Annotated in this window: 24 protein-coding genes and 1 pseudogene; 3 read left to right on the forward strand and 22 right to left on the reverse strand. The window is 31.6% G+C overall.

Annotation, left to right across the window (positions count from 1 at the left end):
• Nucleotides 1-100 precede the first annotated feature (100 nt).
• The 14 genes and pseudogenes from MTP09_RS05920 to MTP09_RS05985 form a co-directional block, all read right to left on the reverse strand.
• A complete protein-coding gene (locus tag MTP09_RS05920) occupies nt 101-331 on the reverse strand; it encodes a hypothetical protein (RefSeq protein ID WP_243551141.1) in 231 nt (76 codons plus the stop codon).
• 11 nt (nt 332-342) lie between these two features.
• On the reverse strand, nt 343-606 hold the full coding sequence (locus tag MTP09_RS05925; RefSeq protein WP_243551142.1) for a hypothetical protein: 264 nt from the start codon (nt 604-606) through the stop codon (nt 343-345).
• Nucleotides 607-624: 18 nt separating this feature from the next.
• Entirely contained in the window at nt 625-858 is a 234-nt protein-coding gene (locus tag MTP09_RS05930) for a hypothetical protein (protein ID WP_243551143.1), read from the reverse strand.
• A 12-nt stretch (nt 859-870) separates the two neighbouring features.
• Nucleotides 871-1,323, reverse strand: a complete 453-nt coding sequence (locus MTP09_RS05935) for a DUF5675 family protein (RefSeq protein ID WP_243551144.1) — start codon at nt 1,321-1,323, stop codon at nt 871-873.
• A gap of 67 nt (nt 1,324-1,390) precedes the next feature.
• Nucleotides 1,391-2,194, reverse strand: coding sequence for a hypothetical protein (locus MTP09_RS05940; protein WP_243551145.1), 804 nt, complete (start codon nt 2,192-2,194; stop codon nt 1,391-1,393).
• Between the two features lie 414 nt (nt 2,195-2,608).
• Nucleotides 2,609-2,983, reverse strand: a complete 375-nt coding sequence (locus MTP09_RS05945; RefSeq protein ID WP_059137259.1) for a hypothetical protein — start codon at nt 2,981-2,983, stop codon at nt 2,609-2,611.
• A gap of 320 nt (nt 2,984-3,303) precedes the next feature.
• On the reverse strand, nt 3,304-4,683 hold the full coding sequence (locus MTP09_RS05950) for a helicase-related protein (protein ID WP_243551146.1): 1,380 nt from the start codon (nt 4,681-4,683) through the stop codon (nt 3,304-3,306).
• Between the two features lie 282 nt (nt 4,684-4,965).
• Nucleotides 4,966-5,394, reverse strand: a pseudogene (locus tag MTP09_RS05955) (DEAD/DEAH box helicase); the annotation flags it as partial.
• A gap of 26 nt (nt 5,395-5,420) precedes the next feature.
• Nucleotides 5,421-5,879, reverse strand: a complete 459-nt coding sequence (locus MTP09_RS05960; RefSeq protein WP_243551147.1) for a hypothetical protein — start codon at nt 5,877-5,879, stop codon at nt 5,421-5,423.
• Between the two features lie 227 nt (nt 5,880-6,106).
• A complete protein-coding gene (locus tag MTP09_RS05965) occupies nt 6,107-7,618 on the reverse strand; it encodes a hypothetical protein (protein WP_243551148.1) in 1,512 nt (503 codons plus the stop codon).
• Between the two features lie 225 nt (nt 7,619-7,843).
• A complete protein-coding gene (locus MTP09_RS05970) occupies nt 7,844-8,719 on the reverse strand; it encodes a hypothetical protein (protein WP_243551149.1) in 876 nt (291 codons plus the stop codon).
• A 168-nt stretch (nt 8,720-8,887) separates the two neighbouring features.
• The gene (locus tag MTP09_RS05975) at nt 8,888-10,186 is read right to left on the reverse strand and encodes a hypothetical protein (RefSeq protein WP_243551150.1); all 1,299 of its coding nucleotides are present in this window, start codon (nt 10,184-10,186) and stop codon (nt 8,888-8,890) included.
• Nucleotides 10,187-10,378: 192 nt separating this feature from the next.
• Nucleotides 10,379-10,858 (reverse strand): hypothetical protein, encoded by a 480-nt coding sequence (locus tag MTP09_RS05980; RefSeq protein WP_243551151.1) that lies wholly within the window; start codon nt 10,856-10,858, stop codon nt 10,379-10,381.
• A gap of 136 nt (nt 10,859-10,994) precedes the next feature.
• Nucleotides 10,995-11,225: a hypothetical protein gene (locus MTP09_RS05985; RefSeq protein ID WP_243551153.1), complete on the reverse strand. Its 231-nt coding sequence runs from the start codon at nt 11,223-11,225 to the stop codon at nt 10,995-10,997.
• A 71-nt stretch (nt 11,226-11,296) separates the two neighbouring features.
• On the opposite strand from MTP09_RS05985, the gene MTP09_RS05990 reads away from it, so the two are divergent.
• Both MTP09_RS05990 and MTP09_RS05995 read left to right on the forward strand, forming a co-directional pair.
• Nucleotides 11,297-11,503, forward strand: a complete 207-nt coding sequence (locus MTP09_RS05990; protein WP_243551154.1) for a hypothetical protein — start codon at nt 11,297-11,299, stop codon at nt 11,501-11,503.
• On the forward strand, nt 11,503-11,778 hold the full coding sequence (locus MTP09_RS05995) for a hypothetical protein (protein WP_243551156.1): 276 nt from the start codon (nt 11,503-11,505) through the stop codon (nt 11,776-11,778). Before MTP09_RS05990 ends, MTP09_RS05995 begins: the two co-directional genes overlap by 1 nt.
• 238 nt (nt 11,779-12,016) lie before the next feature.
• On the opposite strand, the gene MTP09_RS06000 is transcribed toward MTP09_RS05995, so the two are convergent.
• The 6 genes from MTP09_RS06000 to MTP09_RS06025 form a co-directional block, all read right to left on the reverse strand.
• A complete protein-coding gene (locus tag MTP09_RS06000) occupies nt 12,017-12,301 on the reverse strand; it encodes an addiction module antidote protein (protein WP_055041555.1) in 285 nt (94 codons plus the stop codon).
• 3 nt (nt 12,302-12,304) lie between these two features.
• Nucleotides 12,305-12,604, reverse strand: coding sequence for a type II toxin-antitoxin system RelE/ParE family toxin (locus MTP09_RS06005; RefSeq protein ID WP_243551158.1), 300 nt, complete (start codon nt 12,602-12,604; stop codon nt 12,305-12,307).
• Between the two features lie 836 nt (nt 12,605-13,440).
• The gene (locus tag MTP09_RS06010; protein ID WP_243551160.1) at nt 13,441-14,955 is read right to left on the reverse strand and encodes a hypothetical protein; all 1,515 of its coding nucleotides are present in this window, start codon (nt 14,953-14,955) and stop codon (nt 13,441-13,443) included.
• A 227-nt stretch (nt 14,956-15,182) separates the two neighbouring features.
• The gene (locus MTP09_RS06015; RefSeq protein ID WP_243551162.1) at nt 15,183-15,878 is read right to left on the reverse strand and encodes a DUF6624 domain-containing protein; all 696 of its coding nucleotides are present in this window, start codon (nt 15,876-15,878) and stop codon (nt 15,183-15,185) included.
• Nucleotides 15,879-16,151: 273 nt separating this feature from the next.
• Complete coding sequence (locus tag MTP09_RS06020) at nt 16,152-17,279, reverse strand: hypothetical protein (protein WP_124643211.1); 1,128 nt, start codon at nt 17,277-17,279, stop codon at nt 16,152-16,154.
• A 21-nt stretch (nt 17,280-17,300) separates the two neighbouring features.
• Nucleotides 17,301-18,461 carry a hypothetical protein gene (locus tag MTP09_RS06025; protein ID WP_124643213.1) on the reverse strand — a complete coding sequence of 387 codons (1,161 nt, stop codon included), beginning with the start codon at nt 18,459-18,461 and terminating at the stop codon, nt 17,301-17,303.
• 22 nt (nt 18,462-18,483) lie between these two features.
• Between MTP09_RS06025 and MTP09_RS06030 the strand changes: the two genes are divergently transcribed.
• A complete protein-coding gene (locus MTP09_RS06030; protein ID WP_243551164.1) occupies nt 18,484-18,624 on the forward strand; it encodes a hypothetical protein in 141 nt (46 codons plus the stop codon).
• Between the two features lie 68 nt (nt 18,625-18,692).
• Here MTP09_RS06030 and MTP09_RS06035 read toward each other — a convergent pair whose 3' ends face one another.
• Together MTP09_RS06035 and MTP09_RS06040 are read right to left on the reverse strand one after the other, a co-directional pair.
• On the reverse strand, nt 18,693-19,109 hold the full coding sequence (locus tag MTP09_RS06035) for an RDD family protein (protein ID WP_209391450.1): 417 nt from the start codon (nt 19,107-19,109) through the stop codon (nt 18,693-18,695).
• Between the two features lie 253 nt (nt 19,110-19,362).
• On the reverse strand, nt 19,363-19,794 hold the full coding sequence (locus MTP09_RS06040) for a hypothetical protein (RefSeq protein WP_243551166.1): 432 nt from the start codon (nt 19,792-19,794) through the stop codon (nt 19,363-19,365).
• Nucleotides 19,795-19,887: the final 93 nt, after the last annotated feature.

Raw genomic sequence — 19,887 nt, forward strand, 5'->3', positions numbered from 1 at the left:
ATAAAAGCACCAATTTATAAAAAGAGTGTAAACAGGTGCAATAAAAAAACCTGCCCAATCGGGCAGGTTTTCACACATCAACCAAAACCAAACAGCACCGTTATTTTATTGCTTCGGGTGCGTCAGCTTTCATAATTGCAAATCTGATTTTTACGGTGTCCACTTCTTTGGGTGTATCTTCGGGCGTTTCTTGCAAAATGCCTTTCAATACGATTTCAAAATTTTCAGTGCTTCCCTGCGTTTCGCTGTAAACGGTTGCACTTACTGCATTGACTTTGCCCGATAGTTCCGCACCTGCCTTAAATCGGATTTTCTTTTTTTTCTCTGCCATAACTTTTGATTTTAAGGTTGCTTTGAATTTTCCTTTTGTTCGGCTTCATTGTCGTTGTCCGTTTGCATTGCCGTTTGAGATATGGCAGTTGCCACAGTTCCGCCCAATATCAAATAACCGCCTACGGTTACAATGGTAGCAGGTAACGCAATGGGTGCGGTCAGGATTGCACCGCCTACGGCTGTTAATGTGATGCCGATGTTCCGAATGATTTTAAACCATTTCGGAGTGGGAGCGGTTACACGCTCAACCAAATTAAGACTGTCCTTTTTCATTGTTGAAATTTTTTAAGATTATTTTTCTAAATTGTTTACTCGGTGTTCCAGATAATCTACTTTGTGATTAAGCAAATCATAACTGTTTTTGAACTCTGTTTTTATCAGTAGAGCCATTGTTTTTACTTCCGTTAAATCCTTTTCCATTTTCTTAAAATCAGCGTGGAGTTGTTTAATGAAGTACGCAACAATCGCCAACAGCATACTAATCAAAGAGCCGAACACTACATTTAATGTGATTGCATTTTCCATTTGCTTTGCTTTTTAAAATTGGAAATTGCTTTCGATGCTGATACCTTTTTCATTGCCTTGTGCTATTGCTAACAACTTCGGGTAAATCATTTGGTAAGCATCTTTACTGGGTAGCACTTGAAAATCGCCATTAACCAACTCAAACCCGAAACCACACAACGGACAACCTGCCGTTTGTGTATGGGTGTTCCCAATATGGATATATACAAAGCTGAATTGTGGCAGACCGTTAATTTCAATCATACCTTTGTGAAGCTTTGGGAATTTCTGCCGATAATCGGCATTCATACCGCCCCAAGTATTCAGCCTTAATGTATAGTTTCCTGTTGGGATTGCGGTTTGCTTTGGTATCTTAACGGCTCTTATCTTGTCTTCTAAAAGGTAGCATTGAAACACATCATCAATATATAATTGGCTTAATGTGCTTTGCTTGCCTTCGGCTACTCTTAAAATTTTTGTTCTCATTGAAGATTGATTTTAAAGGTTAGAAGAAAAGCCCCCAGGAATGTAGGGGGCTTTCGTTTGTTAGTGCTTAAAAAGCATCTTCAATCCGTAAACAGTTACCAGAATTGAAAGCGTAATAGTTTCCGTTGACCTCTTGGAAAAACTCAATCCCGATGCACTGAATAACCGTTACATTTGTTCCCAATGTCGGAGCAGTCGGAAACGTAGCCGTTAATGTAGAGCCTGTAAATGCAGTATTTAACGGAATATAAGATGAATATTCAATAACGCTCAATTCGTTGTTTGCGATGTCGTCAGGTTCATACGTTCCTGTTGTAGCATTATACACGAAGTCGGCAACAACCGCCAATGCGTTAATCAATCTGAAATGCGTTGCTCCAGACGGTGCAGAGATTAAGTCCGCAGGATTGAACGGAGCAACCGTAAAATCTGCACTATCTCTGCCTGTGGTATGGGTAACATCATACGGAGCATTGAATACACCGCTTAAAGAAAGTTTTTTGTCAAACTCAAAGCCTAACAAATAGTTTCTTTGCGTTGAAATCTCAACCTTTCTGTAACCCCTTGCTTCTGTACCGTCTTCGAGATTGATTTTTTTCATTACGGACGTTAAACGTCCTGTAACTTGACTGTCTGCCATTTTTGACATCAATGCAGATAGGGCAGTTCTTACCGACTTCCCAGCTCTTGCACAACCGCCAAATTCGTTCATATTCTCACGAGTACGTTCAAATTCGGGGGCGGTCTTTACCTGTTCTGCGGTTGGTCCGCCAACCATTCCGGCGAAAAATCCTTGTTGACCTTTTATTTTGAAGTGTCGGATATCGCCTATCGTTCCGACATACTTCATTAAGCCTTTTTGTCTTGCCATTTTCTTAAATTTTATGAGTTAATAAATACGTTGCGTACGCATTTACAAAGTTCACTCTATACTATTTTATAGACAATACGCAAGGTGTTGAAATACAATGCAATACGGTGCTAACGCACCGAAAACAGGAAAAAGAAAAGGGCAGGACTGCAATCGGTATGGTAGAACGGACGAAAAATTGACAGGAAAACAAATAAAAAAAGCAAGGTTTTTCACTATAAAAATCCTTGCTTTGAAAGGTATAAAATATATACCTCTAAAAGTTGTACTTATGTTGTACCTACGATTTGAAAAAGTATAAAAATATACTGAAAATCAATGCACTATAATAAGACTTTTATTAATACCTTGTTGGCAGAAGTTTCTCTTTGAACAAAATAAAAACGGAATCAATTTAGATTCCGTTTTTTTCATTTATTTTTTCTCGTCAAGCGTTATATTATAGACCTTTGTGTCATATTTTTTGAGTGAACCGGTTGCGGCGTCAATACCCCAACCTAAAAGCCCAAAGAGATTAAGTATTGAAACTCCATTAAATTTTGAATCTAATGTAAATACTTTGTTTTCATAGCCGTCTTTTTTCATTTCAATGTTTTTTTGCGATAAACTTCTCGAGACTTTGTACGTGCAAGGAGTAGTACACTTTTCAATTCCAGCTTCAAAAACTTTCGCTCCTTCTGGAGTCGAGTTGAAAGTTATAGCATCAGAAGTTCCTGTGAAAATCGTTGCACAAGAAGTCAAAGACAAAGCTCCAATAATTAGAGCAGCAGAAAATCTAAATATTTTCATAAAATAGTTTTTTAATTACCTACTTTCAGGTTTCTTTAAGTCGCTGTTTCGGCTATTCCGACTATTGTCAGAACAACCGTTTTTCGATTTTAGAACGGTTTTTTATGAAATTTCTGCCAACGGAAAAGGGCTTTGCGAGGTGCGGGCTACTGCAAACCGAAAGTGGAGAGGAGAACGAAACTCTAGCAAAAACTTTTTCCATTTTTTAAAATTACGAAAAAACTAAAAAATGGAAAAGTTTTTTGCGGGTATTTTCTAGAATTTCTCTGAGATTTCCTTCAACCCCGCATCTTGCAAAACCCATGTTGTACGCAGTTTTTTTATTTAATTCCTTTTACCATATTTTCTCCTCTTGTTAAAAGTTGAAGATTGTCTAATTTTGTCAAACCTCCGTTATGCATTGGAATAATGTGGTCAACCTGAAAAATTAAACGGCTTTTGCTTTTATATCCACTTTCTGCACTATAATAAAATCCTTCTTCATCTTTGAATTTCTCAAAAACTTGGTCTCTTAACCATTTTTCATAAGCAGGATTTACGTTTCTAATTTCATACAAACTCATTCTTTCAAATTCTCTAATTTCGTGTTCTTCTGTCGGAAGTTGTTTATTTCTTTGATACAATTCAGGAAACGAAAGTCTGCTTTCTGCAATATTTATTTCATTTAAAAATATGCGTTGGTCAAAATTGAAAAATGTTTGCCACTCAATTTCGTTATCATTCCAAATTCCGCTTAAGAAATCAGTTTTTAATTTTCCGCCTAAACCTTTTTCATAAAGTTCGTGTGCAATTCTGTCAATATCATAATTTTCTCTGTCTTTCAGTTCAATATATTGCGGAACTTCGTCTTGAACGATATAATATTGCAAAAGACTTTTTATATCGTTTATGCTGTATGCAGGATATTTTTCAACGCCCGAAAAGAATTCATCTTCAATTTGTTTAGAATATAATATCAATTCTTTTTCGTCCAAACTTTCTCTTTCCTCCAATTTGTTGTCTTTAACGAAATAGGGAAGAGTTTCTACAAAATTTTTGTAAGAATTTTCAATATTGTCATAAACTAAAATTTCACAATTTTTTTCAATTTCTTCGCCTTCGGATTTTACCAAATATCTGAACTGATAAATTCCCTTTGGAATTCTTTGAATAAAATCCAATTTTTCAAGTTCGCTTTTTGTTTCGGGGTCAATAATGCTATTCGTTAAAACTGCAAATTCTTCAATTTTGCTGATAGAAACCAAACGAAGAAGCGATTTTTTGGTTTCTTTGTCTTGGTCGTTAAAATCAACATTTTCTTCAATAAATAATTTTTCGGGATTAATCCACGCAATTTTATCTTGCCAATCGTCAACAAAACTTACAATAAATGCTTCCTTTGTTCCGCCTGCTTTTGGACCTCGCAAACCGCGACCAATCATTTGCGTCATTAAAATTGTAGAAATTGTTGGTCTTGTTAAAAATACGGATTGAACATTGGGAACGTCAGTTCCCTCTGTTAAAATATTTACATTTATCAAGACTTCCAATTTTCCTTGTCGGAATTTTTCAATTTTTTCTTTATTTTCTTTCGTGAAATTACTTGTAACTCCTGTAATTGCATCTTTCACATTTGAAATTACAAAGTCAGATTTTACGCCTCTTTCTTGGAATAATTTATTGAGTGCAATTGCATTATCAACATTTAATGCGAAAACCAAAGTTTGCTTATATTTTTCCTTGTTGGAAACATATTTATCAACAATTTTGTAATTTCTTTCTCGGTTTTTTGCAATGGTTTCGGCAATTTGTTCTCCAATGCTGTTAATATCAAAAGTGTTTAAAAGTTCAATTTGTTGGTCGGTCAAATCTTCTATAAAATTTTGTCCCGTTTCTACTTCCTCAAAAATTGGTTCAGATAAAATTCCCAATCTGATAAGTGTTTTCAAATCAATCTTGAAAATAATATCATCAGGGAAAACCTTTTGCAAAAGACCTTTTTCGTTTTCTGCAGTTCTTGTCGGAGTTGCGGTTAATCCTAAAAGTCTGAATTTTTTTACATTTTGTTTTATGTTTTCAATTAGTTTTCTGTAAGTTTTTGCTGTTGCGTGGTGTGCTTCGTCAATAACTAAAAAAACTTCGTCTGTATTTTCGTGTATCCAATTCTTAAATAAATGGTCAAATCCCGAATTCAAACTATCCTTACTTGCGAAAATAATATCATCGGATTTTCTAATATTGATTGGCTTGTCGTGAATTCCCGAAATAATTCTATAGTTGAAATTGTCTTTTTCTTTGAAAATGTCGGAATAAGCCAAAGTTTTTGTAAAAGTTCCTTTTGCTTGTTCCAAAAGTTCGTGTCTGTGCGCAATCCAAAGAACTTTTTTGTTTTTGTCAAGAAAATTTTTCGCAATCCACCAAGAAGCAGTCAGTGTTTTTCCTCCTCCCGTTGGTAAAACTAAAAGTCCTGCAAATGGATTTTTGTCATTTTTATAATTTGTTTTTGAAGATTATAAAAAGCATCTTCTTGATGTTTATATGGAGTAATTCCGCTTTCAGATTTTGAAATAGTGATTTTTCCTGCAAATTTCACTTCTGCGGTTCCGTTCATTTCTTTTTGTTCGCTCATTAAAGTTTTCTTAAAAGTTATTGTTGAATTTTTTGTGAATTCTGAAAGTTTTGTCATTTGCGCTTTTCCGCTCCAAAAAGTAATTTTCAGTTTCTTAAATTGTGCTTCGTATTTTTTGAGTTTGTCAAAATCTCGTCTATTTTTCATTCCGATTTTTCCAAAAAAAGTCTCATATTTTCTCGTTGTATAATTATAGCGGTTTTTCTCAATGTCTTCATTGATTTCGTTGGCAATAATTTCAAAAATAGTTTTCTTTAATTTTCGTCGTGGTAACTTTCTATCACTCATTTAGGGCGTGTTTTTGGGTAAAATTGCGTACAACGGAAAAAGTATTGGCGAAGAACGGACAACCTTGTAAACAATTTCAAAGGAAAACCGAACCTTAGCAAAAATTTTTTCCGCTGACTAAATTACTAAAAAAAAGAAAGCGGAAAAATTTTTGCGGATACTGCTAAATCAATTCTCAAAGACAGTATTCACCCCGTTTTTCGCCAATACAATGTTAGCCGTAGTTTTTATTCCACATTAATTTTTAAAAATCTAATTTCACCAACTCCTGTTTGATTTGTTGATCGATCACCAACAATTATAAATTGATTATCATTAATTTCAAATGCACGGTTTGCAATAAATGTATCTGTATTTTGCCCAATTCCGTCGCTCCATTCCCAAATAAAATTCCCATTTTCATCAAATTTTGTTAAAGTAATTATATTATAAACCGGAAAAGTAGGAGCATACATTTCATTCATCAGCGAGTATAGATTGTTTTGATTATTAGAGAAAAAATCTAAGCCATGATATATAAAATATTGTTTTGCAGGTAATTTATTTTGCCAAACAATATTGCCATCAAAATCTGTTTTTAAAATCCAATGTTGTTTATCAGAATAACCACTATTGCCACCATAAAATCCATCAATGTAAAAGTGATTGTCTTTAATAAAATAATTATCGAAACCATCATCTCCACCATAATCACCATAATATTTTGACCAAAGCACATTTGATGTTGAATTTGAAAAATCGAATTTTCTTATGCAACCTTCAACTGTCCAAGTCCCATTTTGTGGATATTGGTTTTGTGCATAGATCGAAATTATAGAGCCGTCATTCATATATTTCCCATCCATCATCGCTTGATTGTTTGAATTTTGAATAATTGTTCTTTGAGAAATAATGTTCCCATCATTATCAATAAATATCTCTTCTGAATTATGCCAATCTCCTGGTCCGGTAATGATTTTTATTAAGTTGCTATGATATGAATAACCAAAGATAGTATTACTTTGATATCCATCAGCATCAATTAAAGGAAATTCTTTTTTCCATATTTCATCGCCGTTTGTTGGGTTAATTTTTGTAATTATTGTCGCTTTTTGATTTGATTTGCCTGTTATAACTGCAATATTATTATCTGATAAAAATTGAATTTTATAGCCATTATGATTTACATTTACACTAGGAGAATTCGAATCTTGAATTAATTTGCTCCATAACAAATTTCCATTTAAATCAATTTTGTGTAAAACTATTTTTTTTACTTCCGTTGCATATTGTTGAATTTGTCTAGTAATTAAATATAAATAAGATTTAGTAGGATCTATTTCACTATTCATTAAATATATAAAATTTCCATTATCCGGATTTAATCCAATATTTTTATCTAAAATTGTAGAAAATACTATTTCTTTTGTATTTGCTTCTATTGTATTGCTGTAATCTGCTGAATACCATCCCTTAAAGTAATATTTTTTATTAGGTAACAGATTGTTTATAGTTATTGTTCCTTCTGTATTTTGTATGGGAATTTTTACTTCATAATTTTCAATGTCAAAATTATCAGATTGGCTACAAATCAGATATTTTTCGGTATTAATATTTTGAATTTTATAATTAATAGAAACACTACTATTTGTTACATTGCTAATAGTTATTTCAAATTTTGATTTGTTAGAATCTATTTCATCATTTCTGCAAGAAAAAAATATGAAAGTAAATAAAAAAAGAAGTAAAATGTTTTTCATTGATATGTGTGATTTTTTAAAATTACGGCTAACGGAAAAAGTATTTGCGAAGGGCGGGCTAAATTTAACTTCAAGTTCAATTTCGACCGAACGAAGCAAATTGCTTTTTCAGATTACCAAATTACAAAAAAAGTAATATGAAAAGCAAGTTGCGACTAAATGCATCAGGTAGTGGTTTTATAGATTCAACCCCGCCTTTTGCAAATACTATGTTAGCTGTAGTCCTTATTTTTCCCATGTGAAATTTTTATTATTTACACCAAAGTCTGTCACATGATTAACAATATCAACTACAGTATTTTTTCCTTTTTTATCAATTTCAAGTAGTGAAACATTTGACAATTCAAAATTTTCATCAAGGAATTCAGGCAGTAAAGCTAGATTATATCCTAAATAATCACTTTTAACGCTTGGGTATTTTACTCCTCCAATATTTGGAGAAGAGTTGAGAGATAAATTAAAATACATTGATGATAACTTATAATCATGATGTGACTTTATAGTTTTTTTTGAAAATTCTGATGTGAAAAACTCTAATATTAATTTAAAACGTTCTTCGAAATCTGGTAAATCTCTTTTTAAGTTTTTGTAATGATAGTCAAATGCTCTTTTATTTTCTTCTGATTTTAAAAAATCTTCTGAAAATATAACTTCTAAAACTTCAGTATTTTTCTTTAATTTCCATCTCCCTAAAGTTGCATAAAACTTAATGTCTAAATCTTCATGTTTTTCTATTTCTCTAAATATTTCACTTGTTTCTATAAGATTGACAAATCTCGGGAGCTTAATATTTTCTGATTCAAATGCTCCGTAAAATAAGGATTGTTTCATGAGATTTGCTCTTCCATACTTTTCGATATTTGTTTCATCCCGACGATAAGAAATTTGTTCTTCAGAAGTATATAATTTGTCGCCTTGATTTAATCTAATTCTATCAACATAAAATGTATTTTGCAACATTGCGGTTGGAAAAGGAATGAATACTAATTCTTGAATTTTCTGGAATATTAAGTTTTCATCTGTTAATTCTAAATCAAATGATTTTAATTCACGAATAATTTCGTTTATCCTTTCAATTGTTGGGAGTTTACTAAAATCCATAGATTATAATTTCGTTTTATGGTGTTTGTTTTGTAGGATTACAGCTAACGTTTTGCAGCTTGGCGAAGTGGCGGAAATCGAAGCACAAATGTTCAGTTTTGCACAAAAGTTCAATCGAAGAACTACTGTTGAATTTAGCACTGAACCCGCCATTTTGCCAAACTGCTGTTACCTGCTGTTTTTATTTTGTCTATATAATTTTCTTACGCTGTCATCACTATCAAATTCAAGCTCTGCAAAGATTTTGTCGGACAACACTTTATTGTCAAGCAAGATTTTCACAATGTCTTTACGATGAAGTCCACAATTCATTTTGTTGTAAATTGTCTCCAATGGCTCTTTACACTCTTTTGTTGCGTTTGCTTCGTAAATGTCTATGAAACCAAAAACAATAGAGTGTATAAATTCATAGTCGTCTGAACGACTCGCTATTTCTGTTAAAAGTTTATAGTCGCCTTTTTGGTAATTGCTAACCAACAAGTCTAAATAGTCGCAAGGATTTTTTTCTGTGTTAAGTTTTTCCAAAGCAAGTTGCCGGATTTCTTTTGCAGAAAAATGTTTAAGTGATTCTACTGCATATTCAACCATTCTTGTTTTCTTCGGATTTTTTCCACTTGCAATTAGAAATATAGGTTTGTAGTCAAATGGAAATTTCCGTGAACTAAAAAAACGTAAATATCTTTCTTTTTTAATATTGTCTTTTTCAGCCAAGAATTCGTTTGCTAATTTTTCTACTTCGTTCTCGGTTAATTCATTATTCCTTTTTGACGAAAGAAAACCATATCTTTTATTTTCAATGCTTTCTTTAATAAGTTCATAAGTAAACCTTTTTATTTTTCTGCGTCTTGGCAATGTCCATTTGTTTTTAATTATGGAATCATAGTAAGCCTTTATATATTCACTTTTGTTAGAAGCTTTTTTTAATTCCGCATATATATCAATTGACTTATGACGTTTCTGAAAATAGTCAATTCGCCAACTTTCTTCATAATCATCTGGATTTTCAAAAAGTGTTTTGCCTACAATTTCAGCAACTTTCAATATTCCGTTTATACCGTCAATTTCCATCAGTTGGTCTTGTCCACAAAACTCGTAATCTTCAAGACTATTTTTCTCAAAGCGGTTGTAAAGAGCTGTTTTTGCTTCAAGATGTCCTGCTTTATAAAATTTTACAGCCAAGTCACACATTTGGTCAAGTCCATAGTAGTCATTCTTTTCAGATACTAATTTGGTTAAAACCGATTTTATAATTTTGTCTTTTTGTTTTGAGTTCTTAATAAGTCTATAAATGTAATCAGCCCTACTTCCTTCTGATTGGTTGTCATAAGAGTAATTTTTTATTGCTCCTTTTATAATTAGGTCTGAAAAGTCGATATTTCGGTTTTCTTTGAGTAGGATATATGCTTCTCCTGTCCCACGTTTTAGCGAGTCAAAAAATTGTCGTTTTATGTTTGTAGTGTCGTTCATTTAAAATAGCAGGTAACGGAAAAAGTATTTGCGAAGGGCGGGCTAAATTGGACGAAAAGTTCAATTTCGACCGAACGAAGCAAATTGCTTTTTCAGATTGTTAAATTACAAAAAAATACAATATGAAAAGCAAGTTGCGACTAAATGCAACAAATAGTTCTATTAAATATTCAACCCCGCCTTTTGCAAATACTATGTTAGCCGTAGTTTTTTTAATTTTCGTTTAAGATTAAGTTCGCTTCTTTTTCTCTTTCCTTTTTTTTTAATAATTTCTTCAGAAACAATAGTTTCAATTTTAGTTCTTTTCCAAAATGGATAGATTAGAAGGTTGGTTGTACCAATATTTAAAGGTTTAGAATTGTCATATTCTATTTCAACAGTTGTTTTGAAAATGGTATTCCCTTTTATAAAATTAGTTGTTTTAATTCTATTTGTGAGTAAATCTAAAGTTTGAAAAATTCCATCATCTAAATTTCCATATTCGTCGCTAAAATGTGTGTGATTTAGTCCGAATCCAACAGTAAATTCTGTTTTATCCACCATTAACCAAAAATTAGAATTTTTGATTTCTATAATTTCATTTCCGTTCTCTGAAATTACATCAATTTTTTCACCTAATTTTTCTTTAAGTAGATTTTTTATTTCGTTAAATTTTCTTTGGTGGCGCTGCATTGGATAAAATTACGGCTAACGGTTTGGATTTGCGATGTGGCGGCTACGGATGACGAAACTCTCAACACAGAATAAAAGTGAAAGCGAGTGAGAACCGTCAATTAACTTTTCAGACCGCCATATTGCAAAAACAGTGTTATACGACGTCTTTTTTAAACTCCTGTATTTTTTTACAGAGATTATCCAATACGGAAATTGCTTCCTTTAAATCTTTATCAGTTATTCGTTGCTTTCCTGAACCCGATACATTTTCAGCGAGTTTATTCGCAAGTTTAGTATTCGCAGATTTAATATTAGGATACATCAATTTAGCGAGTTGCGCATTATTAATTATCGGATTTGCTTCTAAAAATTCTTTGAGTTTCATAAAGCAAATATAAAAAATATAAAATAAATGTTGCATATATAAAATAAATGTTTTATATTTGTATCAACAAAATGAGAGACAAACCAACTCATTCAAAAATCAAGGCTATGACTACAAAAGAGAAAAGACAAAAAGAAGAACAAAAGCTAATTAAAAGAGCAATTGATATGTATATATTTGTGCATGGTAAAGAACCAAAGTCTTGGTGGTGTACTTCTGCTGGTAGAGCGAGAACGCTTTTAGATTATTACAAATCTGAATTTAATATTATTGGGTAATGAAAAAAGACCAATTTTTTAAAAAATGTAAGGCTGTCAAGATTGAAAAGAGAGTACAGCACACTGGCAGTTTCTCTAATTTGCGATCTTGTGGGTTTGACTACTACGTCTATGTTTGTCCTATAAATTTTGAAACTTTTAACCCGTTTACAGCAAAACACAAAGGAAGACCTTATAGATGTTTCTTTAGTTCTGTGTCTGCTTATCACGCTAAAGAGCAGGCTTACAAATATATTGTTCAACAAAATGGGATGTTCAGTGACAATGAATGTTAATTTTTTTTGAACGCTTTCTTTTTAAGATGTCGTATAACGGGAAAGGGCTTGGCGAAGGCGGGGATAAGAAGGACGGAAATTCCAACTAAACCCGAACCGAGCAAAAACCATTTTCGTTTTTTCAAAATTACAAAAAATAAAAAAACGAAATGGTTTTTTGCGGCTAAAATTGCTGAAATCTTCTAAATGATAACTCTCCGCCCCGCTTTTGCCAAACCCATGTTGTACGACGTTTTTTTTATGCAGTTATAGGATTAACTCTTATTTGTCCGCCAACTGCTTTCAAAACTTTCATAATTGTTGAAAACTGTGGTTTTGCACCTTCAGAAAGTGCTTTGTACAAACTCGGTCTGCTCATTCCTGTTTCTTCTGCAATTTTTGTCATTCCGATTGCTTTTGCAATATTACCAATTGCTACAACAATTTCAGAATCATCGCCTTCTTCAAGGACAACATTAAGATATTCAGCAATCATTTCGTTGCTGTCCAAATAATCTGCAATGTCAAATTTTGAAATATCCATTCTTTATTCTTTTACTTTTTCCCAAATTTCTTTCGCTTTTTCTATATCTTTTTGTTGGCTTGATTTGTCGCCGCCAATTAACAAGATAATAATTTTTCCATCTGTCTCTTTGAAATAGATTCTGTAGCCCTTTGCAAAATTTATTCGCAATTCGCTGATTCCATTTCCAACAGGTTTGCAATCTCCAAAATGTTCTTCGTTTTGTAATTTCTGGATTCGGAACAAGATTTTAGCCTTTGCTCGGATATCTTTTAATTTTCGGAACCACTTGTCAAACTCATTCGTTTTCTCAATAAAGTACATTTTGTATTCATTTGGATACAAATATAGGAAAAAGTTAAATCAATCCAAAATTTTTGTTTTAAGCGGAATCTTTCTAAAATGTCGCACAACGGGAAAGGGCTTCGCGAGGTGCGGGACAACTAACGATGAACTTCGGGCGTGGAAAAATCTTCAACCTGCGAAAATCTTCCGGGCGCGGCCTTCAACCCCGCATCTTGCGAAACCCATGTTGTGCGACGTGCTTTCTTTTCCTATAATTTTTCGTTTTTTTTTTGTTTCGATAAAGTTAATAATTTTTTCCTTTCGCATGGAAAATCCCCGACTAAAATCCTAAAAAATTTTCCGAAAATGTTTTGAGCACTTTTTTTGCAAACTTCATGCACACTTTTGAAATATTCACGCACTTTAACGTGATTTTGTCGAGATGTGGATTTTACGGCGTTTTTCCAAAGATGGTTTTTCGGCGCAATTTTTAACGCAACGTTTTTCACGCAGTTTTTCCAAAGTATCTAAAATTTTGCGGCTTGAAATATTCACGCAGTTTTTCCAAAGATTTTCGCCCAATTTTTAGGAACCTTGAAGTTTGGCTTGTTCAAAAATTTCAGATAAACTTTTCGATTTTCAGACACTTTATGCGCAATTTTGGCAGCATGTCGCACAACGGGAAAGTATTTGCGAAGGGCGGGCTAAATTTAACTGAAAGTTCAATTTCGACCGAACGAAGCAAATTGCTTTTTCAGATTACTAATCTACAAAAAATTGTAATATGAAAAGCAAGTTGCGACTAAATGCATCGGGTTTTTCTATTATATATTCAACCCCGCCTTTTGCAAATACTATGTTATCGGCAGTGTTTTTTAGTTGTTAAGTTGCAAAAATAATTCACTATAATATTCGTCTTTGTTTAAATCTTCAATGACTTGATTTATATCTATAACTTTTTGATTCTCAATTTCTGTTTCAGAAGTGTTGAAAAAGAATATTTTCTGAAAATCTTCATATTTTTCTAATTTCTTGATTTTCTGTTTCATTGTTGCCAAGTTTTTGGTGTTTGAAACTTGACCGATTAATTTTTTGTTGTCTTCTGTAACAGCAAAAACGTCAATATCTTTTTTGTTTCCTCCTGTTTTTAAGATTTGATATTTGATTTTGAATTCTTTTGGTGCATACTTGCTACGAAGCCATTCCGAAACTAAAACCTCTATTGCTTTGTCGTCCATTTCAAAGTTTTGCGTAAAACACGCGACTCTCGGATAAATTTTCCTTAAAGATTGGTGCTTTCTGTAGATATTGCTCAAAGTTACATTTGAAGGCAGAATAGTTTGAACAAACGGGAACAAATCTAAATCAACTTCTTTAGCATTTTCAAGTTTGAAAAAATAATATGCGAAATTATCATCCGAAAGTTTTCTAAACTTCGTTCCTTTCCTAATTTTTCCGATTTTAAAACCAATACCTTGATAACTTGCCAAAATTATAACGTCTTCTTCTTTCAGCAATTCGTTTAAACTTTTCCAACGTTGCAGATACTGTTGTTTAGGATTTTCTCCATTTTCTATTCTTTTCCAATCTTCAAAATCTCTGTCAGTATCTAAATAAATTGCTGTTTCGTTCTTATCATAAAATTTTTTGATTTGGGTTTTGTTGCCAAAATTATTTCTGAATAAAACAAACTTGTGAAATGGTTCTTTTTCAAAAAATAGAACTTCAACAGCATATTTTATCGCTTCAAAATAGTTTTCCTTCGTTGGGTTTTCCAAGAAAAATCTTACAACATATTCACTATGATAGTCAAAACCCATATCAATCATATAACCTACAAAATTTTTGTTGCGGAAATCTGGAAGTAGATTATGCTTTAAAAATTTGTAAAGGTGGAAATATTGCTCCGCAAAAGGTTTGTTCTCTTCTGCATCTCTCTGTTTTACTTTCTTGGTTATGTCTTTTTCTAAATCAATTTTGAAAAAGTTCTTTTGCATTTCATATTCGGTCTTGTTTTCGGCCAAATATGAAGAAACAAATTTGTCTACAGAGTATTTTTCTGCGGTCAGTTTTTCAAGTTCAGTTTTTAGAGCGGAAATAATGGCTTTGAGTTTTGCTTTGTCTTTTCCATAGGTTTTGAATGAAATTTTAGGATTTAGTTTGGTGACTAAAAAGTCTAAAGTTTTATTTACTTCGTCAACAATATCTTGTCTGTTATTTTCTTTGTAATTTTTTTGATATTCCTTAACTGTCTGTTCCAAAAAACCATATTTGTTAAGTAAAGCGAGAGTTTGGAATTTTTCTTCAACAGTTGAAGATTTAAATTCGTGACTAAAAGAGTCAAAAAGACTTCTTAATTGAATTCCATTCAAAATATTGATTTTCTTCATTTTATGCGGGGTTTTTATAACATTGCCGATAACGGAAAAGGGCTTTGCGAGGTGCGGGCTACTGCAAACCGAAAGTCGGGAGGAGAACCAATCTCTAGCAAAAACCATTTTCATTTTTTCAAATTTACAAAAAAAAATGAAATGGTTTTTTGCGGGTATTTTCTAGAATATTTCTGAGATTTCCTTCAACCCCGCATCTTGCAAAACCCATGTTATCGGCAGTTGCTTTATTTTTTTGTTAATTTCTCAATTTCTTTAAGTGTATATTTTTTTGAATAATCAATTCCCATTGATTTCGCATATTCTTCTATTGACATTTTAATATCCATAGAAGTTCTTAATTCATTTACTTTTTCAGGATTTTCAATTGGCCAAATAAAATTTGTCCATTCTTCCTTTTTGGTTTCGGGATTAACAAATAATCTTCCTGCACCTTGAGTTCCATAAATTTGTTCTTTACCTTGATACATAAGCATCCTATCTTTCATCATTGCGATTTGTTGTTTACTTAAATCTCCATTTTCTTGTGCTTTTATCATTAATGGAAAATACTTTTCAATAATTGGAAGTTTTGAATGTTGAATAACATACCAAACTGCATTACTTAGTTTCTCTCCGACAAGTTCCTTTCCTGGATAACCATATTTTTTGATTATTTTTTCCGTTTTTAACAAATTGATACTGTCATTTTTTTCTGTTATTTTCCATCCTTGCTTTTGAAATTCACTTTCGCTTATTTTATAAGTCTGTAAAATTTCATTTTTTCTTTCTGGCCTTAAATCTGGTGTCCAAAGTTCTCTCAATTCTTGGTCAGATTTTAGAATTTGAGTTAATTCACTTTTCAGTTTGTCTTTCTGATTTTGAGTAACAGAGCAAGAGGTTAAAAGTGCTAAAAAAGTTATAATTGTCAATTTAATTTCCATTTCAAACATAATTTTGGTATACAATTGCCGATAACGGGAAACGGCTTTGCGATGTGCGGGCTTTTACAACTGAAATTTCTACTAAAAACTGCATAAAGCAAAAAAAGTTTTCCGCTGACTAAATTACGAAAAAAATGGAAGCGGAAACTTTTTTTGCGACTAAAATTGACGAAACTTTCAACGCAAGAGCCTTCAACCCCGCATATTGCAAAACCGATGTTATCTGCCGTTTTCTTATTTCCATAGTATACAATTTATTTAATTAGTCAGTTTTCAATTAATTATCTTGTTTTGAAAATTATCGGATTTAGCAATCTTTACAATCCTTTTCCTTAAAACAGAATTAAGATTTTCATTTTTCTTTAGAATTTTAGAATTCAAATATCTCAACAAATCTTCATCTGTTTTCGTGGAATTAAATGCGGAAATCAACTCTGCTTTTCCTCCTTTTTCTAATATCAAATCGCATAAAACTGCTCCAATTACATATTGAGGATTCGTGTTTTCATCCAATTCAAAAAAATCAAAAGGTTTTGAAAGATTGATTTCCTGATGTTTTTCTAAATATTCATAAACTCTTTTTGTGTGATAAATCAAAGGTTTTCCCAAATGCGCCTTGTCTTTTGAAATATATGCCGAAATTCCTGTCAACAGCAATTCGTGTGCATTTGGAAAATGTTTGTTAATGAAATGTGTAATCTCGTGAAAATGATTTGCTCCTGCTTTTTCAGTAGCAAAAATGAAATTATTCTTCTCTTCAAAATATCCGCATTCTTTGGACATTCCTTTGCTGAAGATAAATTCGTAGCCGAGAATATCAAAAATATGGTCACAATTTTTTGCAATGAAATAAGTGAGTTTTTCGGGTTGAACACTGAAAGTTTTACATAAATCCAAATAAAAATTTTCTGCTTCATCAATCTCGTTTTGCTTCAAATCATAATCAGGTTGATAAATATATTTGATGTTTTTCGAATTAGTCGATTTCCAATTTTTAGTAATTTCAAAAAGATAATTGGAGAGTTTGAATTGATTTCCTTCTTTAATCGCAACAACATTCGTAATGGCAAAAACATCTTTGTTTTCCTGTTCAAAAAGCGATTTTATCAAATATTTGTTTTCGAAAATTTGATTAATACTCAAAATCCGATTATCAAAACCCCAATTCATAAGCGATGGATTTAGAATTCCTTCCATATCCAAAACATTGAAGTTCGCAAGATTCTTCGTTTCACTTTCTGCCCAAAAATCTTTGGAATTACTTTTAAGATAGGATTGCCATAATTCTACAATTGATTTTGTATCGCTATTGTTAAGATTTACATTGAAGTTTGTTGTAAAAGTTTGCGCCTTTAATCCGATTGCAAAAACCATTAACAAAAAGAAAATTCTTATTTTCATCACTTTCAAAAATATCAAGTTTTAGTTTTTCTTCATTTCCGCATATTCCTCATAAAAATGCTTATTCGGTTTCAGATAAACCACATTTTTTTGAAAATCTATAATCGCATTAAATCTTTTCAAAACCTCGTTTCCTAAAAAATTCGTTTTGTAACCCGCGGATTTATTGTAAGAATTTATCTGTGAAGGAATATTTTCTAAAAAATATTTTCCAAAATATAATTTGGGAAGTAAAACCGATTTCAAAGGAATTTCTTCATTTTGGCTGTTATACATTTTTGTTTCTTTAATAAGTTTAAATTCTCCAACCTTTAAATTATTTTCATTGAGAATATCATTGTCTAACATTATTGCTCTTTGATAACCGCTGTCAAAAAGAAAACGAGTTTTGTTTTTTTTGCCATTATTTTCTAAATCTACAGAAATACAAAAATGTTCTTTCATAAGTTCCATTGGGAATTTTTCAAATTCTTTTCCAATTTTTGGAAGTTTTGAATAAACAATCATTATATTTTTGTCATAATCAATTTCCAAAATTTTTCCGTCGAAAGCATTCCAACCGAACATTCCGTCATTTCCTTGTACCGTTGTTTCAATCGGATAAATTTGTTGATGTTTCCAATTCAGATTTGAAATTTCAAAATTATTGTCGGAAATATCTTTCATTGTCAATTTCAAACCATTGGGATTTAGATATTTTTTAATTGCTTCTTTTGTTAAGTAAAAATCAACTGAACCTGTGTCAAACATCAATTTTATAGAATCCTTTTTGTTTAGAACAGCATTCACGGAAATATTATTGAATTCAGTTAAATGAAATGGAATTGTTTGGCGAAAAGTTGTTTTTGTTTTAGAAAAATCTACATTTTTCGGACTCTCAAACCTTGTAAAGCAAGAATCTTTTTTGTTGAGTAAAATAATAAAGTCGAATTTTTGATTTGGTTTTAATTTTACTTCAATGCTGTCAATATCTGTAACAAGTTTTACTTCCTTATATTTTGAAACTTTTCCTGTGGTGTAAACATCAGGTTTTAGCTTTGGGTTTAAAGTCCAATCAGTTATTATTTCTTTACTCTCAATAATTTTTACATTCGGCGTATTTGAATAAATGGTAGTTGCATTTTTCTGCGCAAAAATTATTGAAAAAGTAAAAATAAATGCTAATGAATAAAAAATCTTCATATTTAGACACGGTTTTTATAAAATGGCAGATAACGGAAAAAGTATTGGCGAAGTGCGGGCTAAAAATGAACGACTGTTCAATTTTCGAACAAGCGGAGCCGATATTTTTTCCATGAAACTAAACTACAAAAATAATGTGGAATGGAAAAATAGCGGCGGCTAAATGTGACAAATCTTTCAATTATCCCTTCACCCCGCATTTTGCCAATACTATGTTAGCTGCAGTGTCTTTTATTCAGTCAATTTTATCACTTTAGTTTTTGCAAGTAAATCACCCAATCGCTGGCTTTCTGGCGAATTTTTAATAATAATTATTCCAACCAAACCGAAGAGAGACATATCAATTGGATCGAGTAAATGTCTTAAAAATGATTGTTTAAAGTCAATATTCTTTTCAGTATTTAAATCAACAGGTTTAAGTTTCATCAAATAATTTCCCAAAGTTGAATTCAGGGTTGATTCAATAACACAAAAATAGAAAAACCAAAAAATAAAGATTGGAATTGCTTTTAGTCCATTTACGGAATATTCGCCTAATTCATTTTTTTCTCCAAAAGTAAAAATGTAAATGCAAGTTAAAGTCAAAACAATTGAATAATCAATAACTCCAGCAATAATTCTAGATATTAGATATTTTTCTTTTTTCAATTTTTAGTTTTTTAAGAATTTGGATTTTAGCGGAGTCTTTCTGACATTGCAGCTAACGGAAAAAGTATTGGCGAAGTGCGGGCTAAATAGAACGAAAAGTTCAATTTAGACTGAACGTAGCCGATGCTTTTTTCGGATTGTTAAATTACAAAAAATAATCAATACGAAAAAGCAGCGGCGGATAAATTTTGCAAGTCTTTCAACTTTGTACTTCTCCCCGCATTTTGCCAATACTATGTTAGCTGCAGTTTCTTTAAGAGAAAATTTCTTTAAAAGTGTTTTTTATTGTATTTAGTCCATCATTATTAATTCCAAAGAGATAGAGAAAAATAACCCAAGGAAGAACATAGTATTTTTTTGGATGTTCCGAGTAAAATAAAATGAAGATAAAGAATCCCACAAAAGTTAAATACAAAATCCAATGCATTAATCTTAAATATGAAAAGAAAGAAATGCGGCAGTTTTCATTATCGACTTCTTTAATTTTTATGTATACATTTAAGTATGAATTTTGACTTTTCATGCCATAAACTTTCATTCGCTTTAATAATATACTACCATTTTTCTCATTAATTTTTAATTCATAGTCATATGTGGATTTAAATCGATCTTTCAAACTGTCTATTATTTTATTTTTTGACATCTCAGATGATATTATAAAAAAATCAAATGGTAAGAATTTCATAGAATTAATTTTAAATAAAGATTATCATATAAATATGATTATAAATGCAATCTTTGAAAATCTATTCAATAAAATATTTTAATAATCTAATAT

The organism is Chryseobacterium suipulveris (assembly GCF_022811685.1).
Taxonomy (GTDB): domain Bacteria; phylum Bacteroidota; class Bacteroidia; order Flavobacteriales; family Weeksellaceae; genus Kaistella; species Kaistella suipulveris.